Source organism: Pseudomonas cistanchae, assembly GCF_054483635.1.
Genome location: NZ_JBTLWN010000005.1, coordinates 1 through 15,767 on the forward strand (window position 1 = coordinate 1; position 15,767 = coordinate 15,767).

Genomic DNA, 15,767 nt, shown 5'->3' on the forward strand with positions numbered 1-15,767 from the left:
GCCGCGTTCCTTGAGGACAGCAAAGCGAGCATCGAAGCGCGCAATTTCTATTTCAACCGTGATTTCCGCGAAGACGCCGGCCAGTCCAAGCAGGAAGAATGGGCGCAGGGCTTTCTGCTGCGTCTGGAATCCGGCTACACCGAAGGCACCGTCGGTTTTGGCGTCGATGCCCTGGGCACCCTGGGCTTCAAGCTGGACTCCGGTGACGGCACCTCCGGCAGCGGCCTGCTCAACCCGGATCGCTCCGGCGGTTCGCAGGACTACTACGGCGGCCTGGGCCTGACGGCCAAGGCGAAGATCTCCGAAAGCGTGCTCAAAGTCGGCTCGCTGCAGCTGAAGAACCAGGCCATCGGTTCCAGCGACAGCCGCCTGCTGCCGCAGGTGTTCCGCGGCGGCAACATCGTCTCCAAGGACATCGCCGGGCTGACCCTCGACGCCGGTTACCTCGACGAGGTCAACAACCGCAACTCCGCCGATTACGAAGACATGACGCTGAATCAGTTCACCCTGAGCGGAATTACCTTCGGCGGCAATCCCAACCAGTCGAACGAGTTCATCTTCGCCGGCGGCAACTACAAGCTCACCGACAGCCTCACCGGCGGTTACTACTACAGCAACCTGGAGGACATGTATAAGCAGCATTCCTTCAACCTGGTGCACGTGCTGCCACTGGGCGACAAGCAGTCGCTGAAAACCGACCTGCGCTACGCCCGCTCCACCGATGACGGGGTGAGCAATGTCGACAACAAGGCCTTCGGTGCGATGGTTACCTACGCGCTGAGCGGCCACAGCCTCGGCCTCGGCTACCAGAAGATGAGCGGCGACACCGGCTTCGCCTACGTCGGCGGTACTGACCCGTTCCTGGTCAACTACGTGCAGATCGGCAACTTCGCGGCCAAGGACGAAACTTCCTGGCAGGCGCGTTACGACTTCAACTTCGCCTCCATCGGCATTCCCGGCCTGACCTTCATGACCCGCTACCTGACGGGCGACAACATCGACCGCGGCGCGCTGGCGGATGGCAAGGAATGGGAACGCAACATGGACATCGCCTATGTGGTTCAGGAAGGCACCTTCAAGAACCTCGGCCTGAAATGGCGTAACGCGACCATGCGCAACAACTTCGGTCGCGATATCGACGAGAACCGTCTGATCGTCAGCTACACCCTGCCGCTGCTGTGACAGGCTGGCGGTGATGAAAAAAAGCCCGGCACTGCGCCGGGCTTTTTATTGCTTGCGCGGTGCCTAGTCCTGGCTGACCGCACCGATCTTGTGCACCGACAGGTCAGCGCCGTAGTACTCCTCTTCCTGGCTCAGGCGAATGCCGATCAGCGCCTTCAGCACGCCGTACACCAGAAAGCCGCCGATCAAAGCGATCAGCACACCCAGGCCGGTGCCGACGAACTGACTGGCCAGGCTCACGCCACCCAGGCCACCCAATGCCTGCTGACCGAAAATGCCACAGGCGATACCGCCCCAGACACCGCAGATACCATGCAGCGGCCAGACTCCGAGCACGTCGTCGATTTTCCACTTCACCTGGGTTGCGGTGAATGCCCAGACAAACAGCGCACCGGCGATCGCGCCAGTTACCAGCGCGCCGACCGGATGCATCAGGTCAGAACCGGCACATACCGCTACCAAGCCAGCCAATGGACCGTTGTGCAGGAAACCTGGGTCGTTGCGACCGACCACCAGGGCGGCCACGGTGCCGCCGACCATGGCCATCAGGGTATTGACCGCCACCAGGCCACTGACGCTGCCCAGGGTTTGCGCGCTCATTACGTTAAAGCCAAACCAGCCGATGATCAGAATCCAGGAGCCAAGGGCAAGGAACGGAATATTCGACGGCGCGAACGCGACTAGACGTCCCTCACGGTAACGGCCATCGCGACGGCCTAGCAGAATCACCGCGCCAAAGGCCAGCCAGCCGCCCATGGCATGCACTACCACCGAGCCGGCGAAGTCATGGAAAGTCGCGCCGAACTGCGCCTCCAGCCAGCTTTGCACGCCGTAATTGCCGTTCCAGATCATGCCTTCGAAAAATGGGTAGATGAACGCGACGATCAACACGGTGGCGCATAACTGCGGGCCGAACCTGGCGCGCTCGGCGATACCGCCGGAGATGATTGCCGGTATGGCAGCCGCGAACGTCAGCAGAAAGAAGAACTTCACCAGCGCATAGCCATTACCCTCAGTCAGCACGCTGGCAGGCGCAAGGAAGGTGACGCCGTAGGCGATCCAGTAGCCGACGAAGAAGTAGGCCAACGCCGACACGGCAAAGTCCGAGATGATCTTCGACAGGGCGTTGACCTGATTCTTTTGCCGCACGGTGCCTACCTCGAGGAAGGCAAACCCTGCGTGCATCGCCAGCACCATGACGGCGCCCATCAGGATAAAAAGGGTGTTGGACCCATGAATCAGGGTCTCCACGGCACTGTTGATGTTTTCCATCAGCATGAGGCTCCGTAAGCGGAATAAGCACCAAAGAAGAACAGCGCTAACGGTAAGCGCACCATAAGGCAGCACAAGCACGAGGATCACCCCGCCGCGCCCGCCCCAAAACGGCTCACCCGCACTGCGGATCTGAAATACTTATCTCTTGTTGATCAGTGAGTTATGGATGCACCACCTCAACGGGCGGGGCGCTTTAAAGGCTCTATTACAGGGCGACGCTAGATGTGTACGCACCAGGTTAATGCAAGCGCTATACCAGCAGCGTGCCATCACGTGATATCAAATCAAGCGGAACCGCGTGCCAGTGATGGCACTCGAACAGGTGTCGGTTCATCAATATGCCGAAGGGCTGAAGCCGTCGCTTCCCGCGCCACATGTAGCCTCCCCGTTCACCGGGTACCGCGCTGCCTAGGATTAACTGCAACGGCATCGCGCTAAGCCCGGTAGACTCACACCGACTCATGGAGAGAAACCTTATGTCCCGTAGCAAAGCCACCCCGTCCAGCCAGGAACAACTGATTCAGGAATTTCAGGCGCTGGTGAGTGACACCGAAAAGCTCCTGCAAACCTCGACCACCCTCGTAGGCGAACATGCGGAAGAACTGCGCGAACAGATTCGCGGCAGCCTGGGTCGTGCTCGCGGCACCCTGCACAATGCCGAGAACAACCTGCGCGAACGCGGTCAGGCGGCGGTCAACGCCACCACCGACTATGTGCAGACCCATCCTTGGCATTCCCTCGGCATAGCGGCAGCCATCGGCCTGTTACTTGGCATGCTGATCACGCGACGTTAAGAGAACGACATGGACGACGCGACACCTGACTCCAGCATCGGCCGCGGCCCCTCGCCGCGGCGTTTTGCAGCTGCCCTGCTAGGCCTCGCCCACGGCCATATCGCCTTGCTTGGCGAGGAGCTAAAGGAACAGCAGGGCGCTACCCTGCGGCTGCTTGCGCTTGCCAGCCTCAGTCTGTTTTTCGCCTTGCTGCTGATCATCGGATTGTCCGCAGCGTTATTGATCAGTCTTTGGGACAGCTACCGGCTGGCGGCAATTGGCGGCCTGTGCCTGGTCTATGGCCTCGGACTGCTGTGCTGCCTGATGGCACTGCTGTCGCAGCTGCGCAACGCAACCCCGCCCTTCAGTGCCAGCCTTGAAGAACTGGCCCGTGACCGTGAGCAACTGCTGCCATGAACCTGCCTGATAACGCCAGCCGGCGCGACATGCGCAAGGCACTGCTGCGCATGCGCCTGGAACTCAGTCGCCAGGAACTCCGCCACGAAGCATTGGTGATGCTGCAGCCGTTGCGACAGGCGCAACAGTTCAGTCATCGCTGGCGTGAGGAGCTTGGCAACAGTACTGCGCCATTCTGGGTTGCTGGCGGCGCGTTAGCGCTCGCGGCCTGGGGAATCAAGCAGGGCAAGTGGCGCAGCTGGGTGCGGGTTGCCTTGATCGCCTTTCCGCTGCTTAGACGCAATCAACCCAGACGCTCCAGCCCGCCAGCGACCGCTGCGCCTGATCCCATGACTGGTGATAACGGCTAAACGCGGTTGAGCGGCGCGACTTCCATGCGGTTGCGGCCGCTGCGCTTGGCCTGGTAAAGGGCCTTATCGACTCGCTCGATCAACGCAGGAATTTCTTCCTGCAGGTCGTAATGCGCCAGGCCAATGGAGGCAGTAATCCGCAAGTCAGCGGGCAAACCCGCATAGGTCGCGGTCGAGATCGCCGCCTGAATCCGCTGAACGCAGCGCCTGGCCATTTCCAGCGTGGTGTGCGGCAGAAACAGCAAAAACTCTTCGCCGCCGAAGCGCGCGAACAGATCAGTACTGCGCAGTACCGACTCGATGGTACTGGCGAACACTTTCAACACCTGGTCTCCCGCCTGATGGCCAAGGGTGTCGTTAACATTCTTGAAGTGATCGAGATCGAACAGGCAGATGCAGAAACTTCCACCACCGCGGTCAGCCCGATTCTTCTCGTGCTTGAGCATTTCCAGAAGGTAGCGCCGGTTGTACGCGCCGGTCAGCTCGTCGTGGGTGGCAAGTTCGGTGACCTGTTGCAGGGCGACCTGCAATTTCGTGTTGCTCATTACCAGGCGCTTGCGCAATGCACTGATGCTGCCGCCAAGCACCGACACGAAGGGCAGGAAGGCCGAAAAGCTGCACCAGAGCGTCGCCTCCACTGCCAGGTTGAAGCGGTCGCCTTCGACGATGCGCACCAGTGGCAGCGTCAGACCGTACGTCAGCACCGCCAACACGCTGATAAGGAGCAGCTGCCGCGTATGCAGCTTGAAACTGCCGAAAACCATGATGATGACCAGTACCACCAGATAAGCCCCACGCGCCTGGCCCGCATAGATCTGCGTCAACAACACCATGACGATCGCCACCAGCATCTGGGCGATCGTCAGGCTGGGGTCCTTGAAGCGCAAATTGAGGTTGAACCGAAACGCCAGGTAAAAGCCAAACTGGATCAGCGCAGCGGCGCACGCCCAGCTGACCAGCACCCAGCCGGGAAAAATGCCGCCGTAATAGGAAATGATCTGGGGCACGCTGGCGAGCACATACATCGCCACACTCATCAGAAATCGACGGATACGCAGCTGCTGCTGGTCGTCTTTGGGCATGCCGGTCAGTACCACTAGACTCACCTTGTTCTTATTGTAATTAGCCTGACCTTAGCACCGGGCCTGGTTCTCGCCACCGCCCCCTCATCGCAACGGCCGCTTGCAGGCAATGGCGCGAACCCGGAAGCTAAGCGCAACGGCCACTGAATGGCGAGGAACAGCTTTGGATTGGCAGACCCTACTCACCCGCGAACGGCTTGGCAAACCGACCCACAGTGCCGATGAACTTGGCCGCAGCCCCTTTCACAAGGATCACGACCGGATCATCTTCTCCGGCGCTTTTCGCCGGCTGGGCCGCAAGACCCAGGTGCACCCGGTGTCGAGCAACGACCACATCCATACCCGCCTTACCCACTCGCTGGAAGTCAGCTGCGTGGGTCGCTCGCTCGGCATGCGCGTCGGCGAAATGATTCGCGACGACTTGCCGGCCTGGTGTGAACCGAGCGACCTGGGCATGGTGGTGCAGTCCGCCTGCCTGGCCCACGACATCGGCAACCCGCCTTTCGGCCATTCCGGCGAAGACGCGATCCGCCACTGGTTTCAACAGGCGGCCGGCCGCGGTTGGCTCGACGCCATGAGCGAGGCGGAGCGCGGTGACTTCCTCAGCTTCGAAGGCAACGCCCAGGGCTTTCGCGTGCTCACCCAGCTGGAATATCACCAGTTCGATGGCGGCACCCGGTTGACCTACGCAACGCTCGGCACCTACCTGAAATACCCCTGGACGGCCCGCCACGCCGAAGCACTCGGCTACAAGAAGCACAAGTTCGGTTGCTACCAGAGCGAACTGCCGTTGCTGGAACAGATCGCCCAGAAGCTCGGCTTGCCGCAGCTGGAAGCGCAGCGCTGGGGTCGCCATCCGTTGGTCTACCTGATGGAGGCGGCGGACGACATCTGCTACGGCCTGATCGACTTGGAAGACGGTCTGGAAATGGAGCTGTTGGACTACAGCGAGGTGGAGGCACTGTTGCTCGATCTAGTCGGCGACGACATACCCGAAACCTATCGCCAGCTTGGTCCGCAGGACTCGCGGCGGCGCAAGCTGGCGATCCTGCGCGGCAAGGCGATCGAGCACCTGACCAACGCCGCGGCCCACGCCTTCGTCGAACAGCAGACCGCCCTGCTGGCCGGCACGCTGCCGGGCGATCTGGTCGAACACATGCACGGCCCGGCGAAACGCTGCGTGCAAAGCGCCAAGGCCATGGCCCGGCAGAAGATCTTTCAGGACAAACGCAAAACCCTGCATGAAATCGGTGCCTACACCACCCTGGAAATCCTCTTGAACGCGTTCTGCGGTGCGGCATTGGAACAGCAAGGCGGGCGAACCCCGTCGTTCAAGAACAGGCGCATCCTGGATTTGCTCGGCAACAACGCACCGGACCCGAGCTGGCCGCTGTACACCTCGTTTCTGCGCATGATCGATTTCATTGCCGGCATGACCGACAGCTATGCAACTGAAATGGCACGGGAGATGACCGGCCGTTCGAGCCCGGTCTGACGATGAAAGCGATCCTCAAACAAGCCTTCAGCTGGCATGCAGGGCCGCCCGCCTGGGGGCCGGCGATAGTCGCCGGTTTTGGTTGCGCCTTGCCGCTGCTGCTGGGCCTGTTCAGCGCCCACCCGGGGTTTCTCTGGGCATCGGCAGGTGCGTTCCAGGCGGCACAGGCCAACCCGCTGCACCGCCTCGGCATGTTGCGCATGCTCATGCTGTGCGGCCTGGGTGCCTGCAGTGCGGGATTGGGATTCTGGTCGGCCAGTCACCCGCTGATCAGCTTCTGGCTGTTCGCCGCGTTCGGCTTCCTGCTCGCCTGGCTGCAGCGCTTCGGCAGCGAAGCGGGCAAGCTGGGATTGGGGCTCGCCATCTGCCTGTGCCTGGGTCAGGGCCAGTATGGCCTGGGGGCGCTCAACAACTCTTATGCCATCGCGATGCTGTTCATTCTCGGCGGGCTCTGGGTCATGCTGCTGGCATTTGGGCTGCGCGGCATGCACGGACTACGCATGTGGCCGTACATGCCGCGCTTCATCAGTATTCTCAAGGTCCTCAGGCGCCACGCCAAACGCATGCCGCGGCGGCAATGGCGTCTGCATGCGCTGGGTTGCACGCTGGCGATGGCGCTCGCCGGTTTGGTGGTCAACCTGGCGGGGCTGGAGCGCGGCTATTGGCTGACGCTGACACTGGTTACCACCCTGCACCTGGAATTTCAGGGCAGCCTGGTGCGCGCCTTGCAAACCAGCCTGGCAAGTCTCGCCGCCGCAGGTTTGCTGATTCTGCTCGGCCACAGCCTGCAGAGCCCGGGGATGATGGTGGCGACCCTGCTGCCCCTGATCGCCCTCAGTCGCGCCTTGCAGGCCAATCACTACGGCCTGTTCGTGATGCAGACCACCGTGTGCTTCGTGCTGCTCGCCGAAAGCCTGGCCAAGGATTGGCACCTAGCCGAGGTCCGTTTGCTCAATGCACTGTTCGGCGTGGTACTCGCCCTGCTGGTTGCGCTGCTGGTTCACGGCATTCGCCAGTTGCTTGAGCGCCGCTCCGCCAGCGTTCACCGCGCCGGGTAAAGCCTGGCAAGCAGCCGTTAAACACGGCTGCTTCGGTAATTCGCGCGGCGGGACTTCATCCGTCGGCAAATCCCCCACCGTTCACTATGCTTTTCGGGTTCGCAGCGCAATTCAAGGAGTAACCGCGCTATGCCCTCGCCCCGTCGCCTTCCCCTGCAACGCCGCTTCCCCTTGCATGTGCATATCAGCGTGCTGTTCACCTTGCTGTTGCTGCTTACAGGTGTGGTACTGGGGCTGTTCAACTACCGGCAAACCAGCGAGATCATCTTTGCCAGCAGCGCGCAGCTGTTCGCGCGGATTCAGCTGGATGTTCAACAGGACCTCGATTACACCTATCAGCCGATTCGCCATTTGCTCAGCCTGATCGCCCTGAACGAGGCCACCCAGGCGAGCGATCTGGAAACCCGCGTGCAGTTGCTCAAGCCCTTCGCCCAGGCGCTGCGCGACAACCCCAAGCTGGCCTCGCTGTACCTGGGCTACGCCGATGGCGATTTTTTCATGGTCAGGCCGCTGCGCAGCGATGCCCTCAAGCAGCGTTTCGATGCGCCCGCCAACGCGGTGTTCCACGTCTGGTCGATCGACCGCAGCGACACCAGGGTCGCTGCGGATTACCTGTTTTACGATGGCTCGCTGAACCTGATCAGCAGGCGCCAGCGGCTCAATGAAGACTACGACCCGCGCAGCCGCAACTGGTACCAGAGCGCGCGCAGCGACGGCGGCCAGATCACCACGGCGCCCTACGTATTTTTCTCCAGCGCCGAAGTCGGCACCACCCTGGCCCGCCGCGCCGGACTGACCCATGTGCTGGCGGCCGACCTGACCCTGGGCGACCTGTCGGCCACACTGGCGGAACATCAGATTTCCCCCAGCAGCGAAGTAGTGCTGATCGACCCCCAGGGCAATGCTGTCGCCTATCCCGACAACGACCGTCTGATCAGTCCCGCGGCCCCGGATCGCTTGATCAAGGCCCGCGACCTCAGTCCAACGCTTTCGGCGCTGCTGGCCGAGGGCTCCGACTACAAGACGGCCAGCGTGATGCAGCTCAACGGCCGGCGCTGGGTCGTTTCGCACCGTCACCTGCCCGAAGGCGGACCCCAGGGCCTCGATCTGGCGCTACTGGTGCCGGAAGACGAGTTGCTCGCCAAGGCGTATCAAATACGCTGGCAAGGCGCGCTGCTGACGCTGACGACCCTGCTGCTATGCATACCGGTTGGCTGGGCGACCTCGCGCATCATCGTCAAACCGCTGCGGGCATTGGTGCTGGAAGCCGAAGCGATTCGCCGCTTCGACTTCGCCTACCCAGCCAGCGGTCGCTCGCCCGTGCTGGAGGTCGACCAGTTGGCCGTATCCATGGCGCGAATGAAGGAGACCATCTCCAGTTTTCTGGAAATCGCCGCCAGCCTGTCCGGCGAAACCCGTTTCGACACCCTGCTCAAGCGCGTGCTGGAAGAAACCATCGAGATCGGCGACGCCCACGGCGGCCTGCTCTACCTGATCGACAATGACCGCCTCGAGCCCCATGCGCTGTTTATCGGCGGTGAGCAGCACAACCTGGAGCGTCATGCGATTCCCGGCTATGCCCGTGGCAGCGAACAACTGCCACCCTGGCTGCATCAACCCGCAGAGGGCGGCCCGAGTGCCGTGGCGTCCATCGGCTTCGATCAGGCGGGCGACTACAAAAGCCTGCTGCGAACGCTCGACAGCCCGCGCGTGCACCTGGTGGCAACCGGACTGCACAATCGCCAGGGCGCAACGCTGGGTGTGCTGGTATTACTGCATTGCGACCACGGCGACGAGTCCGATCGCCTTATGCAACGCCCGGAGCGGGTGGCCTTTATCGAAGCGGTCTCCGGCGTCGCCGCACTGTGCATCGAAAGTCAGCGTCTGCTTGAACGACAAAAGCACCTGCTGAACGCATTCATCCAGTTGCTCGCCGGCGCCATCGATGCGAAAAGTCCCTATACCGGCGGCCATTGCCAACGCGTACCAGAACTGACCCTGATGCTCGCCAAGGCAGCAGCGGCGAGCAATGCGCCGGCGTTCAGCGCATTCCAGCCCAGCGAAGACGACTGGGAAGCCATGCACATCGCCGCCTGGCTGCACGATTGCGGCAAAATCACCACGCCCGAATACGTGGTGGATAAAGCCACCAAGCTTGAAACGCTGTACGACCGCATCCACGAAGTCCGCACCCGCTTCGAAGTGCTCAAGCGCGATTGCTGGGTGAGCTACTGGCAGGGCTGCGCCGAAGGCGGCGACGCACAGAGCCTGGCGGTGCAACGTGAGCAGGCGCTCGCCGCCCTGGATGACGACTTCGCCTTCATCGCCCACTGCAACCTGGGCAGCGAGGCCATGGCGGAGCCTGATCTGGAGCGCCTGCAGCGGATCGCGCAGCGCACCTGGACCCGCACCCTGGATGACCGGCTCGGGGTTTCCTGGGAGGAGTCCAGACGCCAGGCGCGTCACCCGCCCACGGTTCTGCCGGTGCAGGAACCGCTGCTTGCGGACCGCCCCGAACACCTTATCGAGCGGGCAGCGTCTGATGTCATTGCCCAGGACAATCCCTGGGGAATCAAACTCGAAGCGCCCGCCCACAAATTCAACCGCGGCGAGTTGTACAACCTCGGCATCAAGCGCGGCACCTTGACGAGCGAGGAGCGCTACATCATCAACGACCACATCGTGCAAACCATCCTGATGCTCGACAAACTGCCCTTCCCCGCGCATCTGCAACAGGTGCCCGAAATCGCGGGCGGTCATCACGAAAAGATGGATGGCAGCGGCTACCCCAAACGCCTGCTGCGCGAGCAGATGAGCCTACCGGCGCGGATGATGGCGATTGCCGACATCTTCGAGGCACTGACGGCGGTGGACCGGCCCTACAAGAAAGGCAAGTTGCTGTCCGAGTCGCTGGAGATCATGGCGGGCATGTGCAAGCACGCACATATCGACCAAGAGCTGTTCGCGCTCTTTGTGCGTGAGAAGATCTATCAAGTTTATGCGGAGAAATTCCTACAGCCTGGGCAGATCGACGCGGTCGATGAGGCAGCAGTGATGGTGAAGGCGGGGTTGGCGTTGTAAAGGTTCGGGCGGGAAAACAGCGGCCGGCTGCGCGATGCAGACCGGCCAGCGTAACGTCAGGCCGGGTTGATTGCGTTTTCCGGGTACCAGACGTCCATCAGCGGGCTGGCGGTGAAATCGACCACCTCGCTGCGGCCTTTCAGCCAGGCTTCAACCAGGCTGCGCTGCTCTTCGCTCACGGAGCCGCGCTTGCTCAGGCAGACCAGACCGAAGTCGTCGCCACCTACATAGCCCAGACCGTTGGCGGTCATGGCGTCGCGCAGGAATGCCTCGAGGAAGGCGTCGACCGCCTTTTCGCTCAGGTCTTCCTTCAGATTCAGATTCAGCTCAAAACCCAGCTCTTGGAATTCATCCACGCAAAGTTTTTTACGCAGACGGCGGGAACGGTTAGTAGCCATGGAACAATCCTCAAGAGTGATAACGCGCGGCACTCTAGCAGCTTGGCGCCGGATTTGCTTGGCTGCGCGCGGCTACTCCGCCTCTGCGGCCGAAAAAAGCCCGTGCCGGCTTATCCGAAACGGTCCTGGCAGCGCGGGCTTGGGGCATAATGCGGGCAACTTTCAAACGCCCCAGCGCTCATAAATCTATCCACGCTCAAAGCGCCCGCCTCAAGGTTGTCCGTCCAATGTTAAAAACCCTGCGTCATCTTGCGATCGCCACGTTATTGATTCCTTCCGCACTGCCTCTCCACGCTGCCGTCAGCACCACCTTACCGACCAAGGTGCAGCAGGCGCTGAAAGCCAACAAGATCAGCCCGCAATCCATTTCCGTGGTTACTCTGCCGCTCAACGCGCGGGGCAACGGGACGGTGTTCAATGCCGATGTGTCAGTCAATCCGGCCTCGACGATGAAGCTGGTCACCACCTACGCCGCGCTGGAACTATTGGGCCCGACGCACCAGTGGAAAACCGAGTTCTATGCCGACGGTCCGCTCAAGGATGGGGTATTGAACGGCAACCTGTTCCTCAAGGGTGGCGGCGACCCAAAGTTGAACATGGAGAAACTCTGGCTGCTGCTGCGCGACCTGCGTGCCAATGGCGTGCGTCAGGTCAGCGGCGACCTGGTGCTTGATCGCAGCCATTTCAATCAGCCGGCGCTACCGACATTCAACGACGACGGCGGCGACGCCAACAAGCCGTTTCTGGTCAAGCCGGACTCGCTGCTGGTCAACCTCAAGGCGCTGCGTTTCATCGCCCGCACCGAGGGCGGCAAGGTCCAGGTCGCGATCGAGCCGCCGATCGCCGATATCCGTATCGATAATCGCGTCAAAGCCCTGCCCGCCGCCAAGTGCCCGGGCTGGCCGGATGTGCGCTACAACCCGGTCACTGAATTCGACGGCACCACGGTCATCGTCACCGGCAAGCTGGCCGAAGGCTGCAGCTCGCAGACGTACCTGTCGCTGCTCGACCATCCCAGCTACGCCGCCGGCGCCATCCGCGCCATCTGGCAGGAACTGGGTGGTAGCATCATCGGCGCCGACCGCCTGGCCGAAGTGCCGAAGGACGCACGACTGCTCGCACGCACTTTTTCGCCGGACCTGAGCGAGATCATTCGCGACATCAACAAGTACAGCAACAACACCATGGCTCGTCAGTTGTTCCTCAGCATCGGCGCGCAGTTCCGCAACGAGACCGATGCGGACGACGCGATCGCGGCGCAGCGGGTGATCCGCAGTTGGCTGGCGCGCAAAAACATCATCGCGCCGCACTTGGTCATGGAGAACGGCTCTGGCCTGTCGCGGGCCGAGCGAGTCAGCGCCAACGAGCTGGCGAAAATGCTGCAGGCCGCCTGGAAAAGCCCCTACGCTGCCGAATTCATGAGTTCGCTGCCGCTGGTAGGCATGGACGGGACAATGCGCAAACGCCTGCGCAACACACCGCTGCTCGGTGAGGCGCGGATCAAGACCGGCACACTGAACAACGTACGCGCGATTGCCGGTTACAGCCGCGACAGCAACGGCAACAGCTGGGCGGTGGTGGCCATTCTCAACGACCCCCGGCCATGGGGCGCGTCCTCGATTCTCGACCAGGTGCTGGTCGACCTGTATCGCCAGCCCAAAGTTAAATAGCCACCAGGCGTCATTCGCGGTTTGCGCGGATGACGCCGCTGCTACGGTTTAGTGCTGCGCGCTGATGCGCCAGGCCCGGTGGATTTTCGGGTTGCGGATGAAGTCCTGATCAATGGTCGATGCGCTGATGTCCTCGACCACGTAGCGAGTGGCCAGCCCCTCATCGAGCTGGAACTTGCGGAAGTTGTTGGAGAAATACAGCACGCCGCCCGGCGCCAAACGGGCCATGGCCAGGTCGAGCATCTGCACGTGGTCACGCTGGATATCAAAGATGCCTTCCATGCGCTTGGAGTTGGAGAAGGTCGGCGGGTCGATGAAGATCAATTCGTACTCACCACGATCCTCTGCCAGCCAGGCCATCACGTCGCCCTGCTCCAGCCGATTCTTGTCTGAATAACCGTTGAGCGACAGATTGCGCCGCGCCCAGTCCAGGTAGGTTTTCGACAGATCGACACTGGTGGTGGTCCGCGCACCGCCCTTGGCCGCATGCACGGTCGCCGTGGCGGTGTAGCAGAACAGGTTGAGGAAGCGCTTGCCGGCGGCCTCCTTTTGAATGCGCAGGCGCAGCGGACGGTGATCGAGAAACAGCCCGGTATCCAGGTAGTCGGTGAGGTTGACCAGCAACTTCACCCCGCCCTCGCTGACTTCCATGAACTGGCCCTGGGCACTCTGCCGCTGGTACTGCTTGGCGCCGCTCTGGCGCTCACGGCGCTTGATCACCACTTTGCTCTTGTCGACGCCCAGGGTTTGCGGAAGCGCTGCGATGGCGTCAAACATGCGGGCCTTGGCTTTTTCAGGATCAATTGACTTGGGCGCGGCATATTCCTGCACATGCACCCAATCGCCATACAAATCGACTGCCATGGAGTATTCCGGCATATCAGCGTCATACAGGCGGTAGCACTGGATGTCCTCGCGGCGCGCCCACTTGCTCAGCAGCTTGAGGTTCTTCTGCAAGCGATTGGCAAACATCTGCCCGCCTTCGCTCAAGCGCGCTTGCTCGACCACAGGTTCGGGGACGGGTTTGATCGGGTTGCCGTTCTTGTTGTACTGGCGCTCCAGGGGCTCCAACGGCGCCTTGTCGGCTTGGGCCTGTTCGCGCTCGCGTTCACGCTGCTCGGGGGTGCGGCGCTCGCCGGTGACGAATTGCTCGGGCTGCACCTTGATCAGCAGCAACTTGCACGGCAGAGCGCCGTTCCAGAAGGCGTACTGCTTGTGGCTGCGAATGCCCATGCGCTTGCCCAGGTCCGGCGCGCCGGTAAACACCGCCGCTTCCCAGCCCATGCAGGCCTGACGTAGACGCTCGCCGAGGTTCTGATAGAGGTAGAGCAAGCTGGCTTCATCACCCAGACGCTCGCCGTACGGCGGATTGCAGATCACCAGACCTTTCTGATTCTGATCCGGGCGCGGCTCAAAGGTCGCCACTTCGCCCTGATAGACCTTGATCCAATGGCTTAGGCCAGCACGCTCGATGTTATTGCGCGCGGGTTGAATCAGCCGCGGATCGGCCTCGTAACCGCGAATCCACAGCGGCGGCTTCGCCATGCCCTCGGCCGCACGCTGCTCGGCTTCGGCCTGGAGTTTTTTCCACAGCGCCGGCACATGCCCCAGCCACTTGCTGAAGCCCCACTGCTCGCGGGTCAGGTTGGGGGCGATGTCGGCGGCGATCATCGCGGCCTCGACCAGGAAGGTGCCGACACCGCACATCGGGTCAGCCAGTGCGCCGCCTTCGGCCGCAATACGTGGCCAGCCCGCGCGGATCAATACCGCGGCGGCAAGGTTCTCCTTCAGCGGCGCAGCGCCTTGCTGCAAGCGATAGCCGCGCTGATGCAGGCTGTGGCCGGATAGATCAAGCGACAGAATCGCCTCGCCGCGATCCAGACGCAGGTGCACGCGCATGTCCGGATTGAGCTTGTCGACCGAGGGCCGGGTGCCATCGGCCTGGCGAAGCTTGTCGACAATTGCATCTTTGACCTTGAGGGCGCCGAAATGGGTGTTGTCGATGCCCGAACCATTACCGCTGAACTCCACCGCCAGACTGCCGTGAGGCTCCAGGTGTTCGAACCAGTCGACTTCCAACACGCCTTCGTAAAGAGTTTCGGCGTCCTTTATCGGGAAACGCTTGAGTACCAGCAGCACGCGGTTGGCCAGCCGCGACCATAGGCACAGGCGATAGGCAATTTCCAGGGTCGCAAAACCGCGGATGGCCGAGGTGTGTTCGCGCGCCTCTTGCAGCCCCAGCGTGCCCGCTTCTTCAAGCAACAGGCCTTCGAGCCCCTTGGGGCAGGTGAGAAAGAGTTCGTAATGATCCGACATGGTGATCCAGTGCCTATGGGCAAAAAAGCGTGCTGCTGATCGAGCACGGGCAAAAATAGGTGACAAAGGCGCACATTGCGACATTTCGTCTGAATAAATAACACTCGCAACTGCGAGCGATTCGCGATGGCGAATTACCAGCATGCGCTGCAGGCCCCGGCTCATCTAGCTTGGCCCGAATCAGCAGAGGCGTAGGGCATGGCCTTATGGTCCTACCGGCAAAAGCATTACGTCCTTATTACAAAACGATCATTCACAGCGACCCGAGCATTCGTTAGAAATCAACTCAGGCCGTCACCGCAACGGTGACGGCACTGGAGGCTCGCGACGCCGGCAGCGGACTCCAACGGCAGAATTTCTGCCTGACCTTGCTAAAGGTCTAAGGGAATCAACAGTCCACATTGAGGGCAACACCCTATGAGAAGACTTAAGCGTGATCCGTTAGAAAGAGCTTTTTTGCGCGGTTATCAATACGGCATCCATGGAAAATCCCGCGAGCTTTGTCCATTTACTCTTCCGTCTGTACGGCATGCCTGGCTAAACGGCTGGCGCGAAGGCCGCGGCGACAACTGGGACGGACTGACCGGCACCGCTGGTATCCATCGACTTAACGAACTTCACGCAGTCAGCTAATTCGCAACTCAACGACTCAATCGAGACCGCTCCATTC

Annotated in this window: 13 protein-coding genes; 9 read left to right on the forward strand and 4 right to left on the reverse strand. The window is 61.5% G+C overall.

All coding sequences use genetic code 11. The features are described from left to right. Window positions 1-1,182: OprD family porin (locus ACX0MV_RS14365; protein WP_458983210.1), on the forward strand; the 1,182-nt coding region annotated here is incomplete at its 5' end. A 63-nt stretch (window positions 1,183-1,245) separates the two neighbouring features. On the opposite strand, the gene ACX0MV_RS14370 is transcribed toward ACX0MV_RS14365, so the two are convergent. Beyond that, a complete protein-coding gene (locus tag ACX0MV_RS14370; RefSeq protein ID WP_458983556.1) occupies window positions 1,246-2,454 on the reverse strand; it encodes an ammonium transporter in 1,209 nt (402 codons plus the stop codon). A gap of 479 nt (window positions 2,455-2,933) precedes the next feature. Here ACX0MV_RS14370 and ACX0MV_RS14375 point away from each other — a divergent pair, with 479 nt between their 5' ends. The 3 genes from ACX0MV_RS14375 to ACX0MV_RS14385 are packed head-to-tail and all read left to right on the forward strand — an operon-like array spanning window position 2,934 to window position 3,997. Continuing rightward, window positions 2,934-3,251, forward strand: a complete 318-nt coding sequence (locus ACX0MV_RS14375) for an ElaB/YgaM/YqjD family protein (RefSeq protein ID WP_458983211.1) — start codon at window positions 2,934-2,936, stop codon at window positions 3,249-3,251. Window positions 3,252-3,260: 9 nt separating this feature from the next. After that, on the forward strand, window positions 3,261-3,647 hold the full coding sequence (locus ACX0MV_RS14380; protein WP_458983212.1) for a phage holin family protein: 387 nt from the start codon (window positions 3,261-3,263) through the stop codon (window positions 3,645-3,647). Further along, on the forward strand, window positions 3,644-3,997 hold the full coding sequence (locus ACX0MV_RS14385; RefSeq protein ID WP_458983213.1) for a hypothetical protein: 354 nt from the start codon (window positions 3,644-3,646) through the stop codon (window positions 3,995-3,997). Before ACX0MV_RS14380 ends, ACX0MV_RS14385 begins: the two co-directional genes overlap by 4 nt. On the opposite strand, the gene ACX0MV_RS14390 is transcribed toward ACX0MV_RS14385, so the two are convergent. Then, window positions 3,994-5,103 carry a GGDEF domain-containing protein gene (locus ACX0MV_RS14390; RefSeq protein WP_458983214.1) on the reverse strand — a complete coding sequence of 370 codons (1,110 nt, stop codon included), beginning with the start codon at window positions 5,101-5,103 and terminating at the stop codon, window positions 3,994-3,996. The two genes, ACX0MV_RS14385 and ACX0MV_RS14390, sit on opposite strands and share 4 nt — an antisense overlap. A 139-nt stretch (window positions 5,104-5,242) precedes the next feature. Here ACX0MV_RS14390 and ACX0MV_RS14395 point away from each other — a divergent pair, with 139 nt between their 5' ends. From ACX0MV_RS14395 to ACX0MV_RS14405, 3 genes are all read left to right on the forward strand, one after another. After that, complete coding sequence (locus ACX0MV_RS14395; protein WP_458983215.1) at window positions 5,243-6,574, forward strand: deoxyguanosinetriphosphate triphosphohydrolase; 1,332 nt, start codon at window positions 5,243-5,245, stop codon at window positions 6,572-6,574. A 2-nt stretch (window positions 6,575-6,576) separates the two neighbouring features. Then, a complete protein-coding gene (locus tag ACX0MV_RS14400) occupies window positions 6,577-7,632 on the forward strand; it encodes an FUSC family protein (RefSeq protein ID WP_458983216.1) in 1,056 nt (351 codons plus the stop codon). Window positions 7,633-7,761: 129 nt separating this feature from the next. Continuing rightward, window positions 7,762-10,713 carry an HD domain-containing phosphohydrolase gene (locus ACX0MV_RS14405; RefSeq protein ID WP_458983217.1) on the forward strand — a complete coding sequence of 984 codons (2,952 nt, stop codon included), beginning with the start codon at window positions 7,762-7,764 and terminating at the stop codon, window positions 10,711-10,713. A gap of 56 nt (window positions 10,714-10,769) precedes the next feature. Here ACX0MV_RS14405 and ACX0MV_RS14410 read toward each other — a convergent pair whose 3' ends face one another. Beyond that, window positions 10,770-11,111 (reverse strand): YggL family protein, encoded by a 342-nt coding sequence (locus ACX0MV_RS14410; protein ID WP_458983218.1) that lies wholly within the window; start codon window positions 11,109-11,111, stop codon window positions 10,770-10,772. A 227-nt stretch (window positions 11,112-11,338) separates the two neighbouring features. Between ACX0MV_RS14410 and dacB the strand changes: the two genes are divergently transcribed. Beyond that, window positions 11,339-12,781: a D-alanyl-D-alanine carboxypeptidase/D-alanyl-D-alanine endopeptidase gene (dacB, locus tag ACX0MV_RS14415; RefSeq protein WP_458983219.1), complete on the forward strand. Its 1,443-nt coding sequence runs from the start codon at window positions 11,339-11,341 to the stop codon at window positions 12,779-12,781. 48 nt (window positions 12,782-12,829) lie between these two features. On the opposite strand, the gene rlmKL is transcribed toward dacB, so the two are convergent. Continuing rightward, window positions 12,830-15,097 (reverse strand): bifunctional 23S rRNA (guanine(2069)-N(7))-methyltransferase RlmK/23S rRNA (guanine(2445)-N(2))-methyltransferase RlmL, encoded by a 2,268-nt coding sequence (gene rlmKL / locus ACX0MV_RS14420; RefSeq protein WP_458983220.1) that lies wholly within the window; start codon window positions 15,095-15,097, stop codon window positions 12,830-12,832. Window positions 15,098-15,514: 417 nt separating this feature from the next. On the opposite strand from rlmKL, the gene rmf reads away from it, so the two are divergent. Next, the gene (rmf, locus tag ACX0MV_RS14425; protein ID WP_458983221.1) at window positions 15,515-15,730 is read left to right on the forward strand and encodes a ribosome modulation factor; all 216 of its coding nucleotides are present in this window, start codon (window positions 15,515-15,517) and stop codon (window positions 15,728-15,730) included. Window positions 15,731-15,767 lie beyond the last annotated feature (37 nt).

Coding starts and splice junctions, on each gene's coding strand:
- rmf (WP_458983221.1), top strand. CDS start 15,515: ATGAGAAGACTTAAGCGTGATCCGTTAGAAAGAGCTTTTTTGCGCGGT.
- ACX0MV_RS14370 (WP_458983556.1), bottom strand. CDS start 2,454: ATGGAAAACATCAACAGTGCCGTGGAGACCCTGATTCATGGGTCCAAC.
- ACX0MV_RS14375 (WP_458983211.1), top strand. CDS start 2,934: ATGTCCCGTAGCAAAGCCACCCCGTCCAGCCAGGAACAACTGATTCAG.
- ACX0MV_RS14400 (WP_458983216.1), top strand. CDS start 6,577: ATGAAAGCGATCCTCAAACAAGCCTTCAGCTGGCATGCAGGGCCGCCC.
- ACX0MV_RS14385 (WP_458983213.1), top strand. CDS start 3,644: ATGAACCTGCCTGATAACGCCAGCCGGCGCGACATGCGCAAGGCACTG.
- ACX0MV_RS14405 (WP_458983217.1), top strand. CDS start 7,762: ATGCCCTCGCCCCGTCGCCTTCCCCTGCAACGCCGCTTCCCCTTGCAT.
- ACX0MV_RS14410 (WP_458983218.1), bottom strand. CDS start 11,111: ATGGCTACTAACCGTTCCCGCCGTCTGCGTAAAAAACTTTGCGTGGAT.
- ACX0MV_RS14380 (WP_458983212.1), top strand. CDS start 3,261: ATGGACGACGCGACACCTGACTCCAGCATCGGCCGCGGCCCCTCGCCG.
- dacB (WP_458983219.1), top strand. CDS start 11,339: ATGTTAAAAACCCTGCGTCATCTTGCGATCGCCACGTTATTGATTCCT.
- rlmKL (WP_458983220.1), bottom strand. CDS start 15,097: ATGTCGGATCATTACGAACTCTTTCTCACCTGCCCCAAGGGGCTCGAA.